This is a genomic window from Nonomuraea endophytica, assembly GCF_014203235.1.
GTDB classification, from domain to species: Bacteria; Actinomycetota; Actinomycetes; order Streptosporangiales; family Streptosporangiaceae; genus Nonomuraea; species Nonomuraea endophytica.
Genome location: NZ_JACHIN010000010.1, coordinates 277,746 through 294,381 on the forward strand (window position 1 = coordinate 277,746; position 16,636 = coordinate 294,381).

The 16,636-nt window shown below is 65.7% G+C and carries 19 protein-coding genes; 7 read left to right on the forward strand and 12 right to left on the reverse strand.

What is annotated here, in order from left to right; genetic code table 11:
* The first annotated feature begins 51 nt into the window (after positions 1-51).
* From HNR40_RS34035 to HNR40_RS34045, 3 genes are all read left to right on the forward strand, one after another.
* On the forward strand, positions 52-222 hold the full coding sequence (locus tag HNR40_RS34035; protein ID WP_184968720.1) for a hypothetical protein: 171 nt from the start codon (positions 52-54) through the stop codon (positions 220-222).
* Positions 219-986 (forward strand): CHAP domain-containing protein, encoded by a 768-nt coding sequence (locus HNR40_RS34040; protein ID WP_184968723.1) that lies wholly within the window; start codon positions 219-221, stop codon positions 984-986. Before HNR40_RS34035 ends, HNR40_RS34040 begins: the two co-directional genes overlap by 4 nt.
* 203 nt (positions 987-1,189) lie before the next feature.
* Positions 1,190-1,456 (forward strand): hypothetical protein, encoded by a 267-nt coding sequence (locus HNR40_RS34045; RefSeq protein WP_184968725.1) that lies wholly within the window; start codon positions 1,190-1,192, stop codon positions 1,454-1,456.
* A gap of 64 nt (positions 1,457-1,520) precedes the next feature.
* Here HNR40_RS34045 and HNR40_RS34050 read toward each other — a convergent pair whose 3' ends face one another.
* The 10 genes from HNR40_RS34050 to HNR40_RS34095 all read right to left on the reverse strand — a co-directional run bounded on the left by HNR40_RS34050 (position 1,521) and on the right by HNR40_RS34095 (position 9,310).
* A complete protein-coding gene (locus tag HNR40_RS34050; RefSeq protein WP_184968727.1) occupies positions 1,521-2,447 on the reverse strand; it encodes a hypothetical protein in 927 nt (308 codons plus the stop codon).
* Positions 2,444-2,779 carry a PadR family transcriptional regulator gene (locus HNR40_RS34055; RefSeq protein WP_246509732.1) on the reverse strand — a complete coding sequence of 112 codons (336 nt, stop codon included), beginning with the start codon at positions 2,777-2,779 and terminating at the stop codon, positions 2,444-2,446. Before HNR40_RS34055 ends, HNR40_RS34050 begins: the two co-directional genes overlap by 4 nt.
* 365 nt (positions 2,780-3,144) lie before the next feature.
* Positions 3,145-3,708, reverse strand: a complete 564-nt coding sequence (gene cyaB / locus HNR40_RS34060) for a class IV adenylate cyclase (protein WP_184968729.1) — start codon at positions 3,706-3,708, stop codon at positions 3,145-3,147.
* Between the two features lie 196 nt (positions 3,709-3,904).
* Complete coding sequence (tgmC, locus tag HNR40_RS34065; protein ID WP_184968731.1) at positions 3,905-5,029, reverse strand: ATP-grasp peptide maturase system methyltransferase; 1,125 nt, start codon at positions 5,027-5,029, stop codon at positions 3,905-3,907.
* The gene (gene tgmB, locus HNR40_RS34070; RefSeq protein ID WP_312896623.1) at positions 5,026-6,006 is read right to left on the reverse strand and encodes an ATP-grasp ribosomal peptide maturase; all 981 of its coding nucleotides are present in this window, start codon (positions 6,004-6,006) and stop codon (positions 5,026-5,028) included. The genes tgmC and tgmB overlap by 4 nt, the downstream gene beginning before the upstream one ends.
* 1 nt (position 6,007) lies before the next feature.
* Complete coding sequence (gene tgmA / locus HNR40_RS34075; protein ID WP_184968733.1) at positions 6,008-6,280, reverse strand: putative ATP-grasp-modified RiPP; 273 nt, start codon at positions 6,278-6,280, stop codon at positions 6,008-6,010.
* Between the two features lie 361 nt (positions 6,281-6,641).
* Positions 6,642-7,172 (reverse strand): hypothetical protein, encoded by a 531-nt coding sequence (locus HNR40_RS34080; protein ID WP_184968735.1) that lies wholly within the window; start codon positions 7,170-7,172, stop codon positions 6,642-6,644.
* Entirely contained in the window at positions 7,169-7,510 is a 342-nt protein-coding gene (locus HNR40_RS34085) for a hypothetical protein (protein ID WP_184968737.1), read from the reverse strand. Before HNR40_RS34085 ends, HNR40_RS34080 begins: the two co-directional genes overlap by 4 nt.
* A 215-nt stretch (positions 7,511-7,725) precedes the next feature.
* Positions 7,726-8,511 (reverse strand): SAM-dependent methyltransferase, encoded by a 786-nt coding sequence (locus HNR40_RS34090; protein ID WP_184968739.1) that lies wholly within the window; start codon positions 8,509-8,511, stop codon positions 7,726-7,728.
* A gap of 40 nt (positions 8,512-8,551) precedes the next feature.
* Positions 8,552-9,310, reverse strand: coding sequence for a TauD/TfdA family dioxygenase (locus HNR40_RS34095; protein WP_184968741.1), 759 nt, complete (start codon positions 9,308-9,310; stop codon positions 8,552-8,554).
* Positions 9,311-9,473: 163 nt separating this feature from the next.
* Between HNR40_RS34095 and HNR40_RS34100 the strand changes: the two genes are divergently transcribed.
* The 3 genes from HNR40_RS34100 (at position 9,474) to HNR40_RS34110 (ending at position 11,997) form a co-directional block, all read left to right on the forward strand.
* The gene (locus HNR40_RS34100) at positions 9,474-9,887 is read left to right on the forward strand and encodes an NUDIX hydrolase (RefSeq protein ID WP_184968742.1); all 414 of its coding nucleotides are present in this window, start codon (positions 9,474-9,476) and stop codon (positions 9,885-9,887) included.
* Between the two features lie 77 nt (positions 9,888-9,964).
* Entirely contained in the window at positions 9,965-11,125 is a 1,161-nt protein-coding gene (locus HNR40_RS34105) for a helix-turn-helix domain-containing protein (RefSeq protein ID WP_221341168.1), read from the forward strand.
* A gap of 647 nt (positions 11,126-11,772) precedes the next feature.
* Entirely contained in the window at positions 11,773-11,997 is a 225-nt protein-coding gene (locus HNR40_RS34110) for a hypothetical protein (RefSeq protein WP_184968746.1), read from the forward strand.
* A gap of 1,075 nt (positions 11,998-13,072) precedes the next feature.
* Here the strand turns inward: HNR40_RS34110 and HNR40_RS34115 are convergent.
* Entirely contained in the window at positions 13,073-13,633 is a 561-nt protein-coding gene (locus tag HNR40_RS34115) for a hypothetical protein (RefSeq protein ID WP_184968748.1), read from the reverse strand.
* A gap of 967 nt (positions 13,634-14,600) precedes the next feature.
* Between HNR40_RS34115 and HNR40_RS56630 the strand changes: the two genes are divergently transcribed.
* On the forward strand, positions 14,601-14,723 hold the full coding sequence (locus HNR40_RS56630; protein ID WP_281395608.1) for a hypothetical protein: 123 nt from the start codon (positions 14,601-14,603) through the stop codon (positions 14,721-14,723).
* Between the two features lie 478 nt (positions 14,724-15,201).
* On the opposite strand, the gene HNR40_RS34120 is transcribed toward HNR40_RS56630, so the two are convergent.
* A complete protein-coding gene (locus HNR40_RS34120) occupies positions 15,202-16,413 on the reverse strand; it encodes a pentapeptide repeat-containing protein (protein WP_184968750.1) in 1,212 nt (403 codons plus the stop codon).
* Positions 16,414-16,636: the final 223 nt, after the last annotated feature.

The following is a 16,636-nucleotide window of genomic DNA, read 5'->3' on the forward strand; positions in this document are numbered from 1 at the left end:
GGCTCACCGTCGCCGAGTGGCTTCTCCTCGACCCCGTACAGGAGGTGAGCAATGTCTGAACCGACCGAGGAACAGCTCGTGGCCGCGGGCGTGGACCTGAGGCCATGGGGCCCGACAGAGCCTGACGAAGAGCAGGTGCTGCGCGGCCTGGGCTACGTCCTCAACCCGCTGACCGGCACCTACGAAGGCGACCCCCACGACGAGGACGGAGCACCCGAATGAGCGTCAACGCCATGTTGGCCGCCGCCCGCGCGACCCTCGGTACGCAGGGCCGGCCGAACGGCATCACCCGCGCGTACGCTACCCGGCACGGCGCTGCCTTCCTCACCGCGCCCTGGTGCAACATGAGCGTGACCGAGTGGGCGCGACGCTCCAGCAACGCCCCGGCGGTGCTGCCCCGCGGTGACCGGGCCTACACGGTCTGGCACGCGCAAGACGGCAAGGAACTGCGCCGGTGGTTTGCGGGCACGGCCGACAACCTCCGCAAGCACGCCCGGCCAGGCGCGATCGTGTTCTTCGACTGGTCCGGCACCAACACCATCGGCGCCATCGACCACGTCGGAATCGTCGAGCGAAACCTGGGCGACGGCAGAATCCAGACCATCGAAGGAAACACTGGCGACGCCTGCCGCCGTCGTGTCCGATCCGCAAGCGTTATCGCTGGCTTCTGGTGCCCGCCGTACGAGGAGCCCACCAAACCCTCCCAGCCCAAGCCGAAGCCCGAACGCGACTGGATGGAGGAGATCGTGAAGAAGCTGCCCGCCCTCTACTACGACGGCGACAAGCCGCTCACCGGCTGGCACGTCAAGACCCTGACCTGCCTGCTGGAGGCCCGCGGCTACCCCGTACCGACGACGGTGGATGGCACCGTCTTCACCCGACACCACGACAAGCAGCTACGCGAGTTCCAGAAGGCCGCCGGTCTCAGTGGCGAGGCCGGCCGGACCGGCACCCGCACGTGGGCAGCGCTGCTCAAGGTCGCCTGACATAGACCAGAACGGCAACGCCGCCCAAGCCCCCCCAGCCCAAGCCCTGGACGGACGACTGGACCAGCCCCGAAGACGCCCTCGGCGACGAGCCGACCGAGCAGCGCGTGCCAGGCCTGATCGATGAGGCGAACTAGGCACCGCTCTGCCCGCCCGCTCTACCGCCCCGCAGGTCGCGGGGCTTCGCATTTCTAGGAGTGATCATGTTTCATCAGTGGCTTCTCAGCCTGTGGCGCACCGTCGTGCCGTCGCTCGTCGGAGGCATCCTCGGGTGGCTCGCCCTTCGCGGCATCGCCATCGAGGGCGTTACTGCCGAGCAGATCAGCGCTGGCGCGGTCGTGCTCGGCACCGGCCTGTACTACGGCGTCTTTCGGGCTCTGGAGCAGCGCTGGCCCGCTCTTGGCATCCTGCTTGGATCTACCAAGACCCCCACCTACGCGCAGCGTCAGCCGTACGACTACTCGCGCTGATCGGCACCCGGCTTGAAGCCCCCGTCAACCCGATTTCGGGTTGACGGGGGCTTCTTTTGAATGCTCATTCGGAACTGGAGCTACCCGTCTGGCTTCGCCGTTTCACGCTTACCCCCCAGCGCTTCCGGAGCCACTCGACGCTGGCGTAAAAAGTGACGACTCCCGGCAGGGCCCAGAAGATGCTACCCCAGCCCTGCTGAAGGAAGACGTTGACGGCGGCCAGGGCCATGAGGGGACCGAGCAGCCCCCAAGTCCGCCATTCGGATCTTAGGATCCAGCAGGCCAGGCGATAAGAGCGAAATATACGAGGCTCGCCGGGGGCCAGCAGCGACGCCCGCAACGCCCACACATGGGAGAGTTGGCGAACCGCATACATGACCCGAGATCGGCGGTCAGCTTCGGCATCGGAGAGGTTTCGGAGCTCCGCCTGGAACTCCCGGCGGTAGCGGGTACGGTGCTGGCAAGGAAGTAGCAGCACATTCAACTCGATGAGAAGCCCCGCGATTCTGCTCGTCCGCTGGACTTGGAGTTTGGCGTCCAATTGTGCGGCGGTATCGAGGCAGGACATTATGCGTTGGGCTTCCTTGGTAGCCCTGCCCAGGTCGCGGGACCGGACGATGCCGTGGGAGCGGCCGATGCTGTGGAAGCGCTCTTGGTTGCGAGCGAGGTCGCGGGCGCGGGCGAGGTCGTGGGCGAGGGTGCGGGCGCGGGCAGGGTCGCGGGGCAGGACGGGGGGGCGGTCGAAGTAGGGGTCGCGGTTGCGGGCGAGGACGGGGTCGCGGGCGAGGTCGCGGGCGAGGTTGCGAGCGAGGTCGCGAGCGCGGGCGAGGACACGGGCGCGGACGTAGTCGTGGTTGTCTCTGAAGTCGCGGGCCCTGGCGCGGGCGAGGTAGAGAGCTAGATTGTTGGCGCGGGTACGCGCCTCATCGATGGCATTCTCACGGACACGAAAGAGTTCCTCGGTGGACTGAGTCCGTAGGCGGATTCTCACGCAGCGCCTCCGCGCTGTGGCATGATCCAGCCGGGCAGCCATGGGGCTTTGGTCCTGGCATGGGCGAGTGCTTCGCGAGCGCGGTCAGCGCCGTCCGGGCTGAGCCGGTAGTAGCGGCGCAGAGGTCGTCCCGCTTCGCGGGGATCGAGGTCTTCCCAATGGGACTCCAGCCAGCCGAGTCCTTCGAATCGGGCGAGGATGGCGTGGATCGTGCCCGGTTGAAGTCCTGCTGCCTGGGCGATCTCCAGCCCGTACATCTCGCGTGCCGGATCTTGGAGGAGCGCCCGGAGGACAAGCTGGGTGGGGATGGTCATCTTCGGGGGACTACCCATGCCCTAATTCTAACTAGGGTGAGGGCTCGGCGCGCAGAATTCTGCGGCTCCCGGGCGAGTACGTGCGCGATACAGCGCCGCGACTCGCGTCCGTCCTGAGCTCGTTCAGGCCGAGGTATGGCGAAAGGCCCAGTCCTCCTCATCGCGAGGAGAACCGGGCCTTTCGCCATACTCTGCTACTTCCGGAGGAACGCGTTCACCACCATCGGGAGGCTCGCGTCGAGGCCCGCGATGTTGAGTACGTCCGCGTCGTTCGGGTCTTTACGCGTGACCGTATGCGCGTCGCATCCCGAATTGTGTGTGAATCTGGACAAGGCTTGGGGCGGCCCCAGCGAGCTGATGACCGCCCCAGTGTGAGGAGGAGCTCAAATGGCCGGGTGGAGGCCCAGCGTCATATGCGGGTATCCCGCGTTGATCCGCTCCCCGAGCTCGATGTCGAGGCTCGCGATGAACGTGGTGATCGCAGCTGTGGCTTGCTCGACGCTGTCGGCATGGCCCTTGAACTCGAACTCGACGAAGTTGCCGAGGCCGGCCACGGTGTCGAAGGCGACCGCGATGCCGTCCAGGTGCCACTCCTCCCGGGTCTTGTCCACGACTGTCAGCTTGGTGAAGTCGAGGGATTGGAGGGTGTGCCGGACGGCGTCAGCATCGGAGATGCGGCTCTCGTACTCGTCGCAGTGCGTCTTGATCTTCGCTTCCAGCGGGTACCACCGCTTGAAGTTGAGGGAGGCGTTCCCCTCCTCCTCCCGGATGCGTAGCCACTCGGAGATGACCTCGCCTTCGAGGAAGTCCTTGTGCGGCGCGTTGAAGTAGGTGTCGACCTGCCGGGAGGACTGCCCGGCCTTGGCGCCCCGCTCTGTGAGGGTGGCCTTCAGGTCCTCCACCGGGCTGAGGAGGCGGAACTTCTGCTCGACCTCGGTGTACTCCATGATCTGCTCCTATCGGGTGTGTACGGCCGGGGAGGGGTGCTGCGCCAGCATGACGCGAAGAGGCTCGGTGAGGTGCCTGATCGTCGATGTGCTCGGCGCTCAAGAAACTGCGAAGAGCGTCGATGTCCCGGCCGTGTGGTCGGCGACGGTGTCTGCGTCCTGCCTCGCCGCCTGCAGCTCGCCCTGGGCGCCTTGATCACGCAGGTAGGTTCCAGCTTGGGCCTGTGGGATCCCCGAGCCAGACGCGCTGCTCGTCGACTGCCACGGTCAGACCGAACCCGCTCTGGTGTGGGCTGCCAGCCCCTTGCCAGGTCAGGATGGCTTCTTCGGCTTCGTCCCACAGCCTGATCGGCCCGTGCTGGTGCACGGTCCACCCGCCGGCGGAGTCTGGCCGGACGTCAGCTTGCGAGCCGGTGCTCACGTCGTGCACCAGGAGGATGTTGCCGGCCCAGCCGTGCTGGGCTTGGGGGATGCCGAGCTGGGCGACGAACAGGGCGGTGTCCTGCTTGAGGATCGCGGGGTCGATTCTGCTGTCGCGCTGGTCGCCGCGGCCCATCTCGATGGGTGGCCGGGGCGGCGGCCGGTGCGGCCGGGCGGTCATGAAGTACACGTCCTCGGTGAGGAAGTGGCCGCTGGCGGAGCCGTCGTCGGCCACCTGCAGGTGTGCGAAGGCCGCGCCGCCGAGCCATCCCATCATGGGCGTGGTGATCGTGCCTTCGACGCACATCTGCCTGAGCCATGACAGCGGGATGGTGCGCACCGCGCACGTGGCGATCAGGCGATCGTAGGGGGATTCGTGGTCATGGCCGAGCAGTCCGTCGCCGGTCACGAGCGTGGGCGCGTATCCGGCCGCGGTGATGGCGGCCTTGGCGCGGGCGGCCACCTCGGGATCGACCTCGACGGAGGTGACCGATGCGGCCCCCAGCCGGTGGCACATCAGCGCGGTGGAGTATCCGGTGCCAGTGCCGATCTCCAGCACCTGGTCGCCCTCGCCGATCCCTGCTGCTTCGAGCATCGAGACGACCAAGCCGGGAAAGGTCGATGACGAGGTGGGCCTCAGGATCGGCACGGGACCGGTGGCGTCCTCGGCCATCACCCCGTCGAGCTGGGTGACCCAGGTCTCGTTGGTGTAGACCAGGCACAGCCACTCCTGCTCGCTCATCTGCGCCCGCCGTACCGGCGCCCAGCCGAGGCCGGTCTCGTGACGGTAGACGGCATCGCCGATGAAGAGCTCGCGGGGCACCTCCTCCAGCGCGGAGCGCCAGGGCGCGGAGGCGATGTCGGCGGCCAGCTTGCGGCGCAGGTCGGCGGCCAAGGTCATCGGTGCCATCCTTTCAGCAGGGTGTCGGCGAACGCCTCGGCGATCGCATCGGAGTCGGGCAGCCAGCCCCATTGCCCGTTCGGGTTGCATTCGACGAAGACCCACTGGTGGGCCTCGCCCGCGTCCTGCAGGAGGGCGAAGTCGAAGCAGCCGAAGACCAGGTCGAAGCGGGCCAGGTAGGCGTGCAGCGCGGCTTGGACGGCCGAGGGTACCTGGATCGGGGTGTGCAGGAGGGCAGATGGGTCCTCGCTGCGCCAGTCGAGCATGCCCGCCGGCGAGGTGATCCGGTGAGCGAACACCCGCTCGCCTACCACGGTCACTCTGGCATCGCCGCTCTTGGGGATCTCGGCCTGGAACAGGTGGGCCGTGACGTGCAGAGACTCGTCCAGATCCGCGGGATCGACCCGCTGTGTCCAGATGGCCGCTACCGTGCCATCCGGCACGGCCGGGACACCGCGGAACGACTTGTAGATCATCGCGGGATGCTCTGCGGCGAACTTCGCGGCCGCGTCCAGGTCATTGGTGATCAGGCTGGCCGGTATCGGCAGTCCCAGGCTGGCAGCCGTCTGCAGTTGCGCCGGTTTGTAGTCGGCCCGCTGGTTGCAGAGGGGGTGGTTGGCATAGCGGCAGTCCGGCAGGTTGAACAGCAGGCCGTGCAGGCCGTGGCGCGCTTCGGCGATGGCGAAGGCGCGAGCTTGCGGATCGAGGCCGTCGAATCGCCAGGCTGAGGGGCGGCGGTAGTACATCGCCCGCGCCCCCTCCAGGGTGAGGTTGCGGCTGGCGGTGCGCACCCGGCCTGTCCAGCGGCTCTCCCCGTCTTCCAGCCGCGCGCTGAAGGTGAGGTCTGTGCCCACGTCGGCGGGGTCCACGCGCGCGATGGGCACCTGGCGCTCGTGCAGAGCGGCGATGACCAGGTTCGCGGTGACGTCCTCCGCCGAGGTGATCACCATGACGAAGTCAGGCTCGGTTCGCGTCACGCTAGTCAGATTCGGAGTCGTTTTGGGAGTCGTCCACCACGTCCGGTGAGTCCTTGGACGCGTCTCCGGGACGGGACATGGTCCCGCTCAGGTAGGGCCGGTTGGTGCCTTTGCCGGCCATCTCCACGATTGTCCCCTGCTCGTGGTAGAAGCGAGCGAGCTGACTGTCCGGGTCCACGCGCACCAGGACGTACGGGAGTCTGGCCACTTCCAGGCGGTGCGTTGCCCGGCTCAGCCCCCAAGGGCGGGATGCCGGAGCGTGGGTCACAGTCATATCAGTCTCCTCATGGTGGGCTGACTTCTCTGACGGTAGATGCCGACGTCGGCGTCGACCAGGAGGGTCCGGGCCGGTTGGGGTGGGGAGGGCGGCGAGGCGGCGCCGTCGCCCTCCCCACTCGACCGGGCCGCCGTGCGCGCTTGCAGACGCGTGGTGCATCGGCGTTCCGGGAGTGCGATCGCGGCCTGGGCAGAGCGGGTCATCACCCAGGCCACGAGATCGGGGAGGCGGCGCAGGCCGGGGAGCAGGGGACGATTTGGCAGGCGTGCCCGCCCCCGGCCTGCGCCTCCTCAACGGCCGCCCCCACGAACCGGCCGTCGCTCATGCGATCTTCACCATCGTTTCCGCGCGACCTGGGTCATGGCTCTCCCTCATCAACGATGAGGGGAACGCCGATGATCCTGGAAGCCAGTGCACGCAGGGCGAGGTCAAGGTGCGGCTCAGGTGCGGGCGAACGCAACGGTGAGGCGGCTGACTTCAGGGCGGGTTGGGCCGTGATGCTCTGCTGCGGCCTGGTCCTCACGCGGACGAGGGCGGTCCCGTGGGTGGCGTCCTGAGGCGGGCAGGCCACCCGGTGCGGACCCGATCCATGGAAGTAGCAGATCTCGAAGCGCTTGGGCCCGGCGATCTCCAGACCTTCCTCGTCCAGTTCTCGGGCGAACTCCTCCCCGAGCTTGGCGAGCGCTGTCACACCGGACAGCCGCGGGCCTTTGGCTGGGTCGACGACGAAGTCGATCTGCAGGACCCGGTCCGGCAATTCCGTGCCCGGCCTGCCGGAGGAGCCGGGGTCCGCGCTGTCGCCGAGGACAGGGTCCTGCTCGGGGCGGCGGAGATCGAGCTGTGTTCCCGGCTGTGGCTGGGGTGAGGAAGGCGGGGGTACCCTCCTCATCCCAGCCACCCCCCGGCCCCCTGCGAGGGTCGGCGGCCAGGACCTCGACGACGAGCACCGTCACGAACTGGCAGAGCGTGGCGGTGCTCGTCGCGGAGGCCCTGGCCGCCTCGGCTGGCCAGCTCTCCCGGCATGAGGCGGCGGCCACCAGCGCCGCCGTCGGGAGTCCGCTGGTGGGGAACCACCGGCGGCGGCCAGACGCCTGTCTGCCGAAGCGCAACCTCCGCCACGCCGGCGAACGCGGCCAGCGTCTCCAGGTCGTGGGCGGTCACCGGGTCGGCGGCTTCGGCTGGCCCGAGGTAGAAGGCGATCCAGTCCTGATGCCACGGCCGCTTCATCGCAGCCCACAACCCCGGTGTGGGCATAGGAGGCGGTGCGAGCTGTGGCGTGCTCATGGTTGGGATCTCCTGTGGTCGCATGTCATGGGGCTTGAGGCTGGCGGGCCGAGCTTGCCTATCGGGGCGATGCTCGGCCCGCCGAGCGGTCGGGCGGGATCGTCCTGTCCGACCGCGACCGGTCAGGTGGCAGCTGCGCGTGCACCCCTGACCGGGGCTTAGTTGCCGGGCCAACCGCCGCGGAACCCAGCCACCGCGGCAAGGAACTGGGCGTCCCCGACATCGGGGGGCACCGCGTAGTCGGTCCGCCACTCTGACGCCTCGACAAGGCCAGGCTCCAAGAGGTCGAGCCCGTCGAAGAACTTGAGGATCTCGGCCGAGTTGCGCGGGTAGATTGGCGCCACCATGCGTTCGTATAGCGCGACAGCCTGCGCCCTGACCTCGGCAGACAGCAGCTCATCGCACGCGTGTGAGAAGATCAGGTACCCGGACTTGAACGCGGCCAGGTAGTCGCGCACGATGCCGTACGGATCCTGGTCGGCGGGCCAGAAATGCGCCAAAGCGCCCATGATGATCGCGGTCGGCTCCCGGAAGTCCAGCAACTCACCAGCCGCAGAGATAACCTTCGGCACGTCGCGAGCGTCCGCCTCAACACAGCAGGTGTATCCATCTGCCACGTCAAGAAGTGCTCGCGCGTTCGCCGCCACCGACGGGTCGTTGTCCACGTAGACCACCCGCGCTTCCAGCTGGTACTCGCGTGCGCTGCGCAGGATAGTGCGGTCGTTCGGGGCTGGGAGACCGCACCCCAGGTCGAGGTATTGGCGGACGCCGGCGTCGGCCACGGCCTCGACCCCGCGGTGCACGAACGCCGCGTTGGCCTTGGCCGCAACAGGTAGCTGCGGCAGCAGTTCGCCAAGCGTGGCGAGTACCTTACGGCTGCCGAGGCCGTCCTTGCCACCTAGAAGTTCGTTGTACGTGCGGGCGGGACCCGCCGTGACATCCATGGGCGAGTTAGGGGCCGCGCGATCGGATGGCATAGGCACCTCAGCAGGCCGGGGCGGCGAGGGCGAGACCGGAGACCGTGAAGCCTGTGGGCAGCGTGATATCTGCTGTGGGGTTGCCCAAGACCCGGTACATCACTCGCTCCGACTGGCCGGTAAATGATCTCCGGCCATGGAGCATGCGCCGGTTGTCGAGAAGGAAGCCTTCGCCGGTCTTGAGCGGCAAGAGCCGCTGATGCCGGCGGATGGCTCCGATCAGCGTAGGCAGCACCGCGTGGACCGGTTCGGTGAAATGTGCGAGATCATCTAGACGCAGACGCAGGGCCATGTTGCCGTCTGCGGTGTTGGCGAAGATCGACCCCCACCGGCCGAGTGCGAACTGGACGCTATGCGGTTGGCGCAACCTGGCGATCACGTCGGGATCCGAAGAGAGGTCACGGTAAACGGCGGCACCATCGACAACGAGCGACTCCCCTCCACACGCGGCGGGTGAACCGCACATCAGGAGGAGCATCCTGGGGGGCACCGCCAGCGCCGACGATTCCGTGTGAGGGCTGAGCTCTCCCGCGCCGAAACCAGCGAAGCCCGGCTGCTCCGCCATGGGGCCGCGGTCGCTGATGACCGTCACACCATCGGGTTCGGCATCGCGATGCTGCCAGGGCACCACCAGTCGGCGCGCGAGGCGAACCACGGCGGCCCGCCCATGGACGCCTTCGAACATGACCAGGCCGTCACGCTGCAGAAGAGCATTGACGGTCGCTGGATCCGCATGCGCGGACAGGCCCTTAGATCGGCTCGCCATTGTGGGATTTCCTTCCGGTGAGGAACTCGGCATCAGCCTGAATGAGGTTCTCGACCGGAGACAAGTGACAGATTGTCACACCGCCCCAGGAGGCCCGACGCGAGGTCACGCAGCGTGTTAGGTTCCAAACACAGCCGCCTCCGCGTCGGAAAGGTCCCCGTCAATGACTTACCGCCCACACGCTTTCCCCGTGTCGGTAAAAGGAGTAATTGTCCGAGATGGGCACGTTCTACTCCTTCGCAATGAACGCGACGAATGGGAATTGCCCGGCGGAAAACTGGAACTGGGCGAGGACCCGCCAGCCAGACTCGCGCAGGAGATCAGCGAGGAGGCCGGCTGGAAGGCCACAGTCGGCCCGATCCTCGACTCCTGGCAGTACCACATCCGCGAGGGCGTGGACGTGCTGATCGTGACGTACGGCGCCACGATCGACACCGACGCCGCCCCAGTCCTCAGCCACGAGCACAAGGAAGTCGGCATGTTCGCCAAGGACGAGATCGCCGACCTGCCGATGCCCGAAGGATACAAGCGGTCGATCTTCGGCTGGTTCGAGCGGCTTCAGGAACCTGTGAGGTAGCCATGCACTGCACAGCGTGCGGGGCAGCTGTCGATGAGTCATGGAACGCCTCGCCGCTGTGCCCAGCATGCCACGTCGTGGCGGGAGCTCAGTTGCCGCACCAGCCCTCGGCCGCCCCGCTGTGGCTCTGGACGTCCCCTGAAGCGCAGGCGGCGCTGTCCCGGGGCCACCTCGGCGAGATACTCCGCGCCTACCGCAAGGCGACCCGGACCTCCCAGGCTGACCTCGCGGAAGAACTGCAATACGACCGGACGTACATCGTCAGGCTGGAGAACGGCCAGCGCGCGCTCACGGATGTGGACGCGCTTCGCCGCCTTGCTGAACATCTGGGCCTGCCGGCGCACGCGCTCGGCGTCACCGACCAAGCAGACGCTGACTTCGCCGCGATGATCAAATTTGGGGAATCCACCGTCCGCCTGTCCGCGCTCGCCCGCGAGGCCGGGCACAGCGCCGAGGCGATCAACGAACTGTGGCCCTTGGTCTGGAGGTTGGAGAACCGTCTGATGGCGGGACACTCAGATCGCTACGTTGCGCATCTTCTCACGCAGGCACGCGTCGTGCTGGGCGTGGCCCTCGGCGACATCCTGCCCGAGGAAAGCCTGGCAGCAGCAGCGCGGTGGACTGGGCGCGCATTGAACATCGCTGGCGTGCTGGATGATGCCGTCCTCCTCACCCGAGCGCTTCGCGCCCACGGTAACGAGCTACGCAAGGTGAAGAGGAAGACCGCAGCCGCGGTACGGCTGCAGCAGGCAGCAGACGTCGCGCCCGCAACCGAACGCGGGACTGTGCTCATCCCGCTCGCCCGGACACTCGCAGAACTCGGCGACACAGCAGGCTTCGACGCAGCCGTCAGGGACCTTCATCGCTTCATGGACTCCGCCCAGGAGACGCCACTGGTCAATCCGTTCGTCGTCCGAGAGGTCCACCTACGCGGGCTGCTCGCCACCGGACGAGTTCGGCAAGCCGTTCGCCTGGCGGAAGCGGACGCGCCGGATGTCGGTGGGGTGGCTCCTCAATGGCGAGCCATTGAACAGGTGACCGTGGCTGAAGCGTTCAGCCTGGTCGCGGACGATTCAGCGACGACGGCCGCTCTCAGGCAGTCGATCCTGACGGCGGAGGCTCTGCGGCTGCCTCACCAGATTCAGCGGGCCCTGCGAACAGCAAGGCGGAGATTTCCGGAGATCGAGGCGCTGGGTATCACCGCGCTGCAACGCCTTCAGCTCACCTCGGCGGGGTAAGCGCCGAGTGCCCGGAAGCGTTCCGTCTCGGCCCCGCCGCTCGGCACAATCCTTGGCGCAAAGTCGCGAGTGCTGGTCGTCCACCAGCCGACAAACGTCAGGCCAGAAACCGAGCAAAGAGGCGACCTATCCGGACCTATCGGCGTCCCGCCTCCACCGGGCTGCAGGGTCAGGCACTCTGGATCAGTGCATGAGAGCGACGACGCGTTTGAGCATAGCGGGCTCTCCGACGAGGAGTGGGCGGCGATGACGCCTGAGCAACGCCTGCACATCCTGATGGCGGTCAATGCCGCCGACGAGGTAGTCATGCCGCCCGAGGTGGCCGAGCGGGCCCGAGACGCCTACCGGCACCCGTACCGCTGATCGAGGGCGAACCGCAGGCGCATCTTCAGCATCTAACGGGCGAGACCTCTGGGCAGCGTGCGGCGCTCCGAGATCTCCTCCGAAGGACCTCGCCCATTCCCCCACGCTGGGGCGGCTGTCTCATTCGCCCGGCTCGCCCACAGTCTGTGAACCCCTCCGACAGCGTTACAGGGCTTCCCGACGAAACTTGCCTCCACATGAGCAGCCGCTCAGACCGCGCCTCAGCCAGTGAAGTTCGGGACCTTCAAGGTCCTCACCGGCAACCAGGTAGCAGAGGAGTTCAAGTGAGCCAGACCGAGATGCCCACCAAGATCTACTTCGTGACCGGCGTTCATCCGAAGGGCCGGCTGTACTCGAACACCGGGCCTCTGAAGTTGTCCCTGCTGGGCCACGCTTCGACCAGCCGCCGCCTCATCGGCGCGAAGGTCTGGCAGCTCGACACCATCGGGGGCGGTTGGCGTGACATCACCCGCCGGTTCATCACCGAGGAGGGCCACAGGAATTGGTGAGAGAACACGAGGCCCGAGGGCCGATCTACCGCGAGGCAGCAGCCGCGTCTCCCCCTGCCTCTGCAACTTGATTGCTCCACGCAAACAGAGCTGAGCATGACTGAGCCCGCATATAGGTCCCGAAGGACCGTGGGGGCGTTTTCGCGCTGGGGAGCCAACTGCCGATACGCCGCAGATAGGGCCCATCACCTTAACGCGCTCGCCGAATCGGTCAGCGATGCCTTGAGCGGACATAGCATCGATCAACCAACATCGCGCTAGGGGTGCCGAATCTCCATCTACTTGCGGGAGCGTCGGGCAATCCGAACTACGAGATAGACGACTCCGCCGATAACTGCAAGTATCGGGAGCCATATCAACAGTTCATTGTAGTTGAACATATAGGCAAGATATCAGGCTTACGCCTCGATGTCCATCGTCAATAATTCTACAAACTGAACCACAGCAAGGCTAATCTGGGCACACCGTAAGGCTGCTGAGGTACGACTTTGGTCGCACCCCAGCAGCCCGCTTCTTCTCTCCAGCCCCTATGGCTGGACTAGCTCATATTCACGCATTCCTGGTTGCGTGATATCCCATTTGTGTAGAACGTTCCGCAAACCTTTCTCATTGCTCGATAGTTTTGATTGAAGGGGACTGTTATGTCTGGAGTGTATGGGCAGGGAGGGCTTTGCATATATCTCGGCGACCATCTTTGGTCGATTATGACGCCGGCGGCGTCATGTATCGTGATCCTTGCCTGATAGTCGCACACGAACCCGAACTGGCTAAATTTAGCCCAGACGGACTCTACGTAACGCGCTTGGCCGTTTACTCGGATCTCGCCGGGATACAGTGGCGTGGGGGATGCGTACGCGTTCGACGGGGTGGCTGCAGTGATGGCGAGCAGCGCCACGATGAGCCCTAATGACACCCGTTTGCCGAGTCTCATACGGAGTCTCCTCATTGTAACGGGACGGACGATTGTGTCAGTGTCAGCACCTTGGCACCTAGTTCGCTTCTTCTCTTGCGAGCTCGCGCTATTGCTTCTCCATTACGACTTTGGGTACATGTCGAGATTTGGAGGGCGGGCGGCCTAGAAGGTTAGGTTGAAGCACATTCGTCCGACTCGCTCGTCGCTTTCGTACCATGAGATGCAGGCGGTTGTGCCCGTTGGGAAGCTTTGTCGCGTATCGACGGTGAACCATCCCCGGAAGCTGCACTCGGGCCTTCGAGGGCTCCATTGACTGTAGATTCTGGTGCTTCCTGCGTACACGCTCAGGTTGGCCTGATAGTCACAGGTCATGAGGCCCGTGAATGGCTGTCGTTGTGCGTCCCAGTTGTTGATGTACTTCCCGGTGCCGTAGATCTTGCCGCATACGTAGCCGTTCGACGAGTGGGGAGTGCAGGCGGCGGCATCCTGGGGTGTGATCGGCTTCTTCAGAACGGTCGGGGGCTCGGCCTCGCAGGGGTCGGTGACCTTGCACCCATCACCCGGCTCAGCGTGGACGAGCGGGTAGGTGTCCGCCGTTGTGGTCTGACCTGGTGTGCTGTCGGCGCCAACTGTAGGCGCTGGATCGGCGCTTGCCGGAACGCCGGCTGCGATCATGGCTACTGCTAAGGCCATGATCAGCGGTAGGAGACGTTTGAGGAACATGGGAGTAGAATCCTCCTTGCACTACGGTGCCCCACGGGCGGAATAAGCTGTCCAGGCGTGTCCGTCCGTGGGACTGCGATGGTTTTGACTCGCCCCCTAAACCCTTTGGGCCAGTCACTAGAAGAGGCTATGCGCGGCCAAACGACAGGGTCAACCTATTGACTCCGCGCGATCAAGCGCTGTAGTCGTCGATAAGGTTCAATATTGGACCATCTATACGCGCAGGTCACGGAGCCGCAGAAGCGATCGCAGTTTAGTTGCAGACCAATTGGAAAATCGGAAGTTTCTTTCAAGTCCCCGATCGACGCTGGATGTGGGCATGACAGAACGAAGCGTTATTGATGCCCGTTTTGGGGATCTAGACCTTATATAGATAAGCCCTTTAGGCCCAGTTGGGGCCGAAAGGGCTCGATTCTGCCTATTTTGCGCGCTCAGTTCCCAGTGGTCGCCAGCCACCAGCCGAACGCCACGGTCGGCAGGAGGAACGGGCCGAGCATGTACATCGGGAACTTCCGGAAGCACGTACACGGCCCAGGCCGGTCCAGCTACGTGACGCCTGACAGCCTCAGTACATGAAACCCGGAACGTCCAAAGCTTGCCGGTCTGGCGCCACCAGGACGCCCGTCTTCCAGCGCAGTCCACAACCTCCCTTTCGCCACGTGACCAGCCGCTATCTTGATCTATTTCCGTCACATGCCGATAACGCGGCGGACCCCCCGGTGTTGCGCGCGGACACTCTCAGCTTTGCAGCGCTCTTCTCCCTGCGTCGCGTTGCCGGTTGAGGGTTGTCCCCCGGCGGGGATCCGATTTCGGTGCCTGGAGGGAGAGATCTACTCCCGTCCGGCGATCACGGATTGCACGCCCTGGCAGCGTGGACAATCGTGAGCGGGCGGCAACGGCCGACACAGCGCGTCTCGGTCCGTCAGGACTGCGCACCGGACGGTCCGGTGAGACAGGAGACGAACACGTGTCGGATGACGACCGCGACGGCGGGAACAAGCGCCACCAGTGGGCCCGCACCAGCTTGGCAATCGCCAAGCTGGTGCTGTGGATTCTGTGGGTGACCTTCGACCCGCGCCACCCCTTCTAACGGGTGGCTGGGCCTCCTGCCAGCGGAGATCGGCGAAACCAAGCGGGCAGGAGGCCCATCGACAGACTAGGTCGGCGGCAACAGCCTGAAAAAGACGAGATCTCTTCCACCCGGTAGAAGAATTCCATCACCCAGCGGGTACTCACCTTCAACCTGGAGGGACATCCTCGAAGATCTCCACGTGGAGGGTTCGCACAGCCGGGTGTTAGCTCCTAGGGTTTCGCTCCTCGCCATCGCAGCGCTCGTCACCACCGCTGGTGTCCGGCTCATCCCTGAAGGCGCCAGTGCCCTCCTCCTCGCCGCAGGTGCAATGATGGGGGTAACCGGCTGTTCATGGTGGTCTTCGGGCCTCGTGTTGGCTTGGTTTCGGGTAATTCGACGGCCTCCGGGCGCTAGGGGTAGCGCAGCCTTCCGGAGGCCGTCTTGCATGCACTCCCATGCGGTGCCAGTCGGCCCCGGCAGGACCGGGCCCTCCGTGTTACCCGTTTGCAGGCAGGTTCTCCTCGCCGCCATCCTGCGTCAGTTCCGCAGGAGTGGCCAGCCGCAGCGTCTGCCACCCATCCGCGTCCGCCTCTATGTGCCAATGGAAAGGCAACACCCGCACCATCCCGGCTGCCATTGGTGCAAGGCGAGCACCAGCCAGTCGGGCAGTCTTCAACCCCGCCCCCGCCCCATCGAACGTGACGTCAGCGCTGAAGGTCGCATCGTGGAAACTGGCGCCACCGATGAACATCGCGCCTGAGAACTCAGCATTGCCGTCGAAAGTCACGCCCACAAACTCTGTGCCGCCGTTGAAAGTCGCACCGCTAAACGAAGCAACGCCGTCGAAGGTCCCTCCGTTGAACCCGACACGACCGTTGAAAATCACACCGTCGAATGTGGCGCCGCCATTGAAAGTTGTGCCACCGAACCAAGCATCGCGGTCGAAGATGGCATCGTTGCAGACCGCAGTGCCGTGAAAGGTTGCCAAGTCAAACCTGGCGCTTCTGATACGACAGGCTCTGAGATCGAGGTCGCTGAGCGTGGCGCCGATGAGGTCGAGGTGGATGTCAGCCCAGTGGCGGCTGCTGCGATCGAGGGGGCGAGGCCACCACCGGGAGGGCGCTGCCGAAGTCTGGTGGCGCAGGTGGTCGGTCAGAATGCGCTGGGCGGTCAGACGAACCTGGAACTCCTCAAGAGGATCGTGTCTGGGGGAGTTCGAGAGCTTGGCCACTCCGCCGATGACAGTCCGGGGGACCCCAGGTTCATTCTGCTGGATCTGTCTGTCCGGGGGGTGTTCGTATGGCATCCTCAAGTAGGCGCAGATCACGTTAACGATGGTCTGCCGCAGCGCCGGCGTGTCCTGCCCCAGGCGCTCCAGCGCATACAGGCCGCCGAGCCGGACTGGCGCCTTGTCATGGCCGAGCTGCTCGACCGCCTTCGTGTACAGCTCGGTGACCCGGCGCTCGCTAGCGTCGTGAGTGGTGTGCCAGGTAGCCACCTCCTGGTGACGCTGCCGCCGTACCGCCAGCAGGAGCGTCACGCCAGCGCCGACACCGGCCGCTGCCGCGAGCGCGGTGCGTACAGCCTCGATCCGAGTGGAGACCTGCTGAGGGATCGGCAGATGGGGCAGCCCTTGCAGCAGCCATTGCGCGGTGCCCCAGGCGGCGGCACCGATGAGCAGCGCGCCGGGCAGGACCCACCACAGCATCGAGCGGGGCGGACGCAGCTCGGGCGGGCGTGATGGTGGTCGGGGGGAGCGGCGGAGGAGCCTCATGCCCTCATTGCACCGCGGACTGAAGTTCCAGCGAGGCTGGGTGCTCAAGTCGTGATCGGGCGAGAATGATGGCGGGCGGTGGAGGTGTGAGTGAGCGATGCGGCCTCCGGGTTGATGCGTTAGCCAAACGCTCCGGAGGCCGCCGTATCTCCCTCAC

What these genes read in the sequence shown, in the direction of transcription:
- HNR40_RS34035 (WP_184968720.1), top strand. Translation starts at nt 52, where the DNA reads ATGTCTGAACCGACCGAGGAACAGCTCGTGGCCGCGGGCGTGGACCTG.
- HNR40_RS34085 (WP_184968737.1), bottom strand. Translation starts at nt 7,510, where the DNA reads ATGAAGCGGCCGTGGCATCAGGACTGGATCGCCTTCTACCTCGGGCCA.
- HNR40_RS34090 (WP_184968739.1), bottom strand. Translation starts at nt 8,511, where the DNA reads ATGGATGTCACGGCGGGTCCCGCCCGCACGTACAACGAACTTCTAGGT.
- HNR40_RS34115 (WP_184968748.1), bottom strand. Translation starts at nt 13,633, where the DNA reads ATGTTCCTCAAACGTCTCCTACCGCTGATCATGGCCTTAGCAGTAGCC.
- tgmC (WP_184968731.1), bottom strand. Translation starts at nt 5,029, where the DNA reads ATGACCTTGGCCGCCGACCTGCGCCGCAAGCTGGCCGCCGACATCGCC.
- HNR40_RS34120 (WP_184968750.1), bottom strand. Translation starts at nt 16,413, where the DNA reads ATGCTGTGGTGGGTCCTGCCCGGCGCGCTGCTCATCGGTGCCGCCGCC.
- HNR40_RS34040 (WP_184968723.1), top strand. Translation starts at nt 219, where the DNA reads ATGAGCGTCAACGCCATGTTGGCCGCCGCCCGCGCGACCCTCGGTACG.
- tgmA (WP_184968733.1), bottom strand. Translation starts at nt 6,280, where the DNA reads ATGACTGTGACCCACGCTCCGGCATCCCGCCCTTGGGGGCTGAGCCGG.
- HNR40_RS34045 (WP_184968725.1), top strand. Translation starts at nt 1,190, where the DNA reads ATGTTTCATCAGTGGCTTCTCAGCCTGTGGCGCACCGTCGTGCCGTCG.
- HNR40_RS34055 (WP_246509732.1), bottom strand. Translation starts at nt 2,779, where the DNA reads ATGGGTAGTCCCCCGAAGATGACCATCCCCACCCAGCTTGTCCTCCGG.
- HNR40_RS34095 (WP_184968741.1), bottom strand. Translation starts at nt 9,310, where the DNA reads ATGGCGAGCCGATCTAAGGGCCTGTCCGCGCATGCGGATCCAGCGACC.
- HNR40_RS34100 (WP_184968742.1), top strand. Translation starts at nt 9,474, where the DNA reads ATGACTTACCGCCCACACGCTTTCCCCGTGTCGGTAAAAGGAGTAATT.
- HNR40_RS34080 (WP_184968735.1), bottom strand. Translation starts at nt 7,172, where the DNA reads ATGAGGAGGGTACCCCCGCCTTCCTCACCCCAGCCACAGCCGGGAACA.
- cyaB (WP_184968729.1), bottom strand. Translation starts at nt 3,708, where the DNA reads ATGGAGTACACCGAGGTCGAGCAGAAGTTCCGCCTCCTCAGCCCGGTG.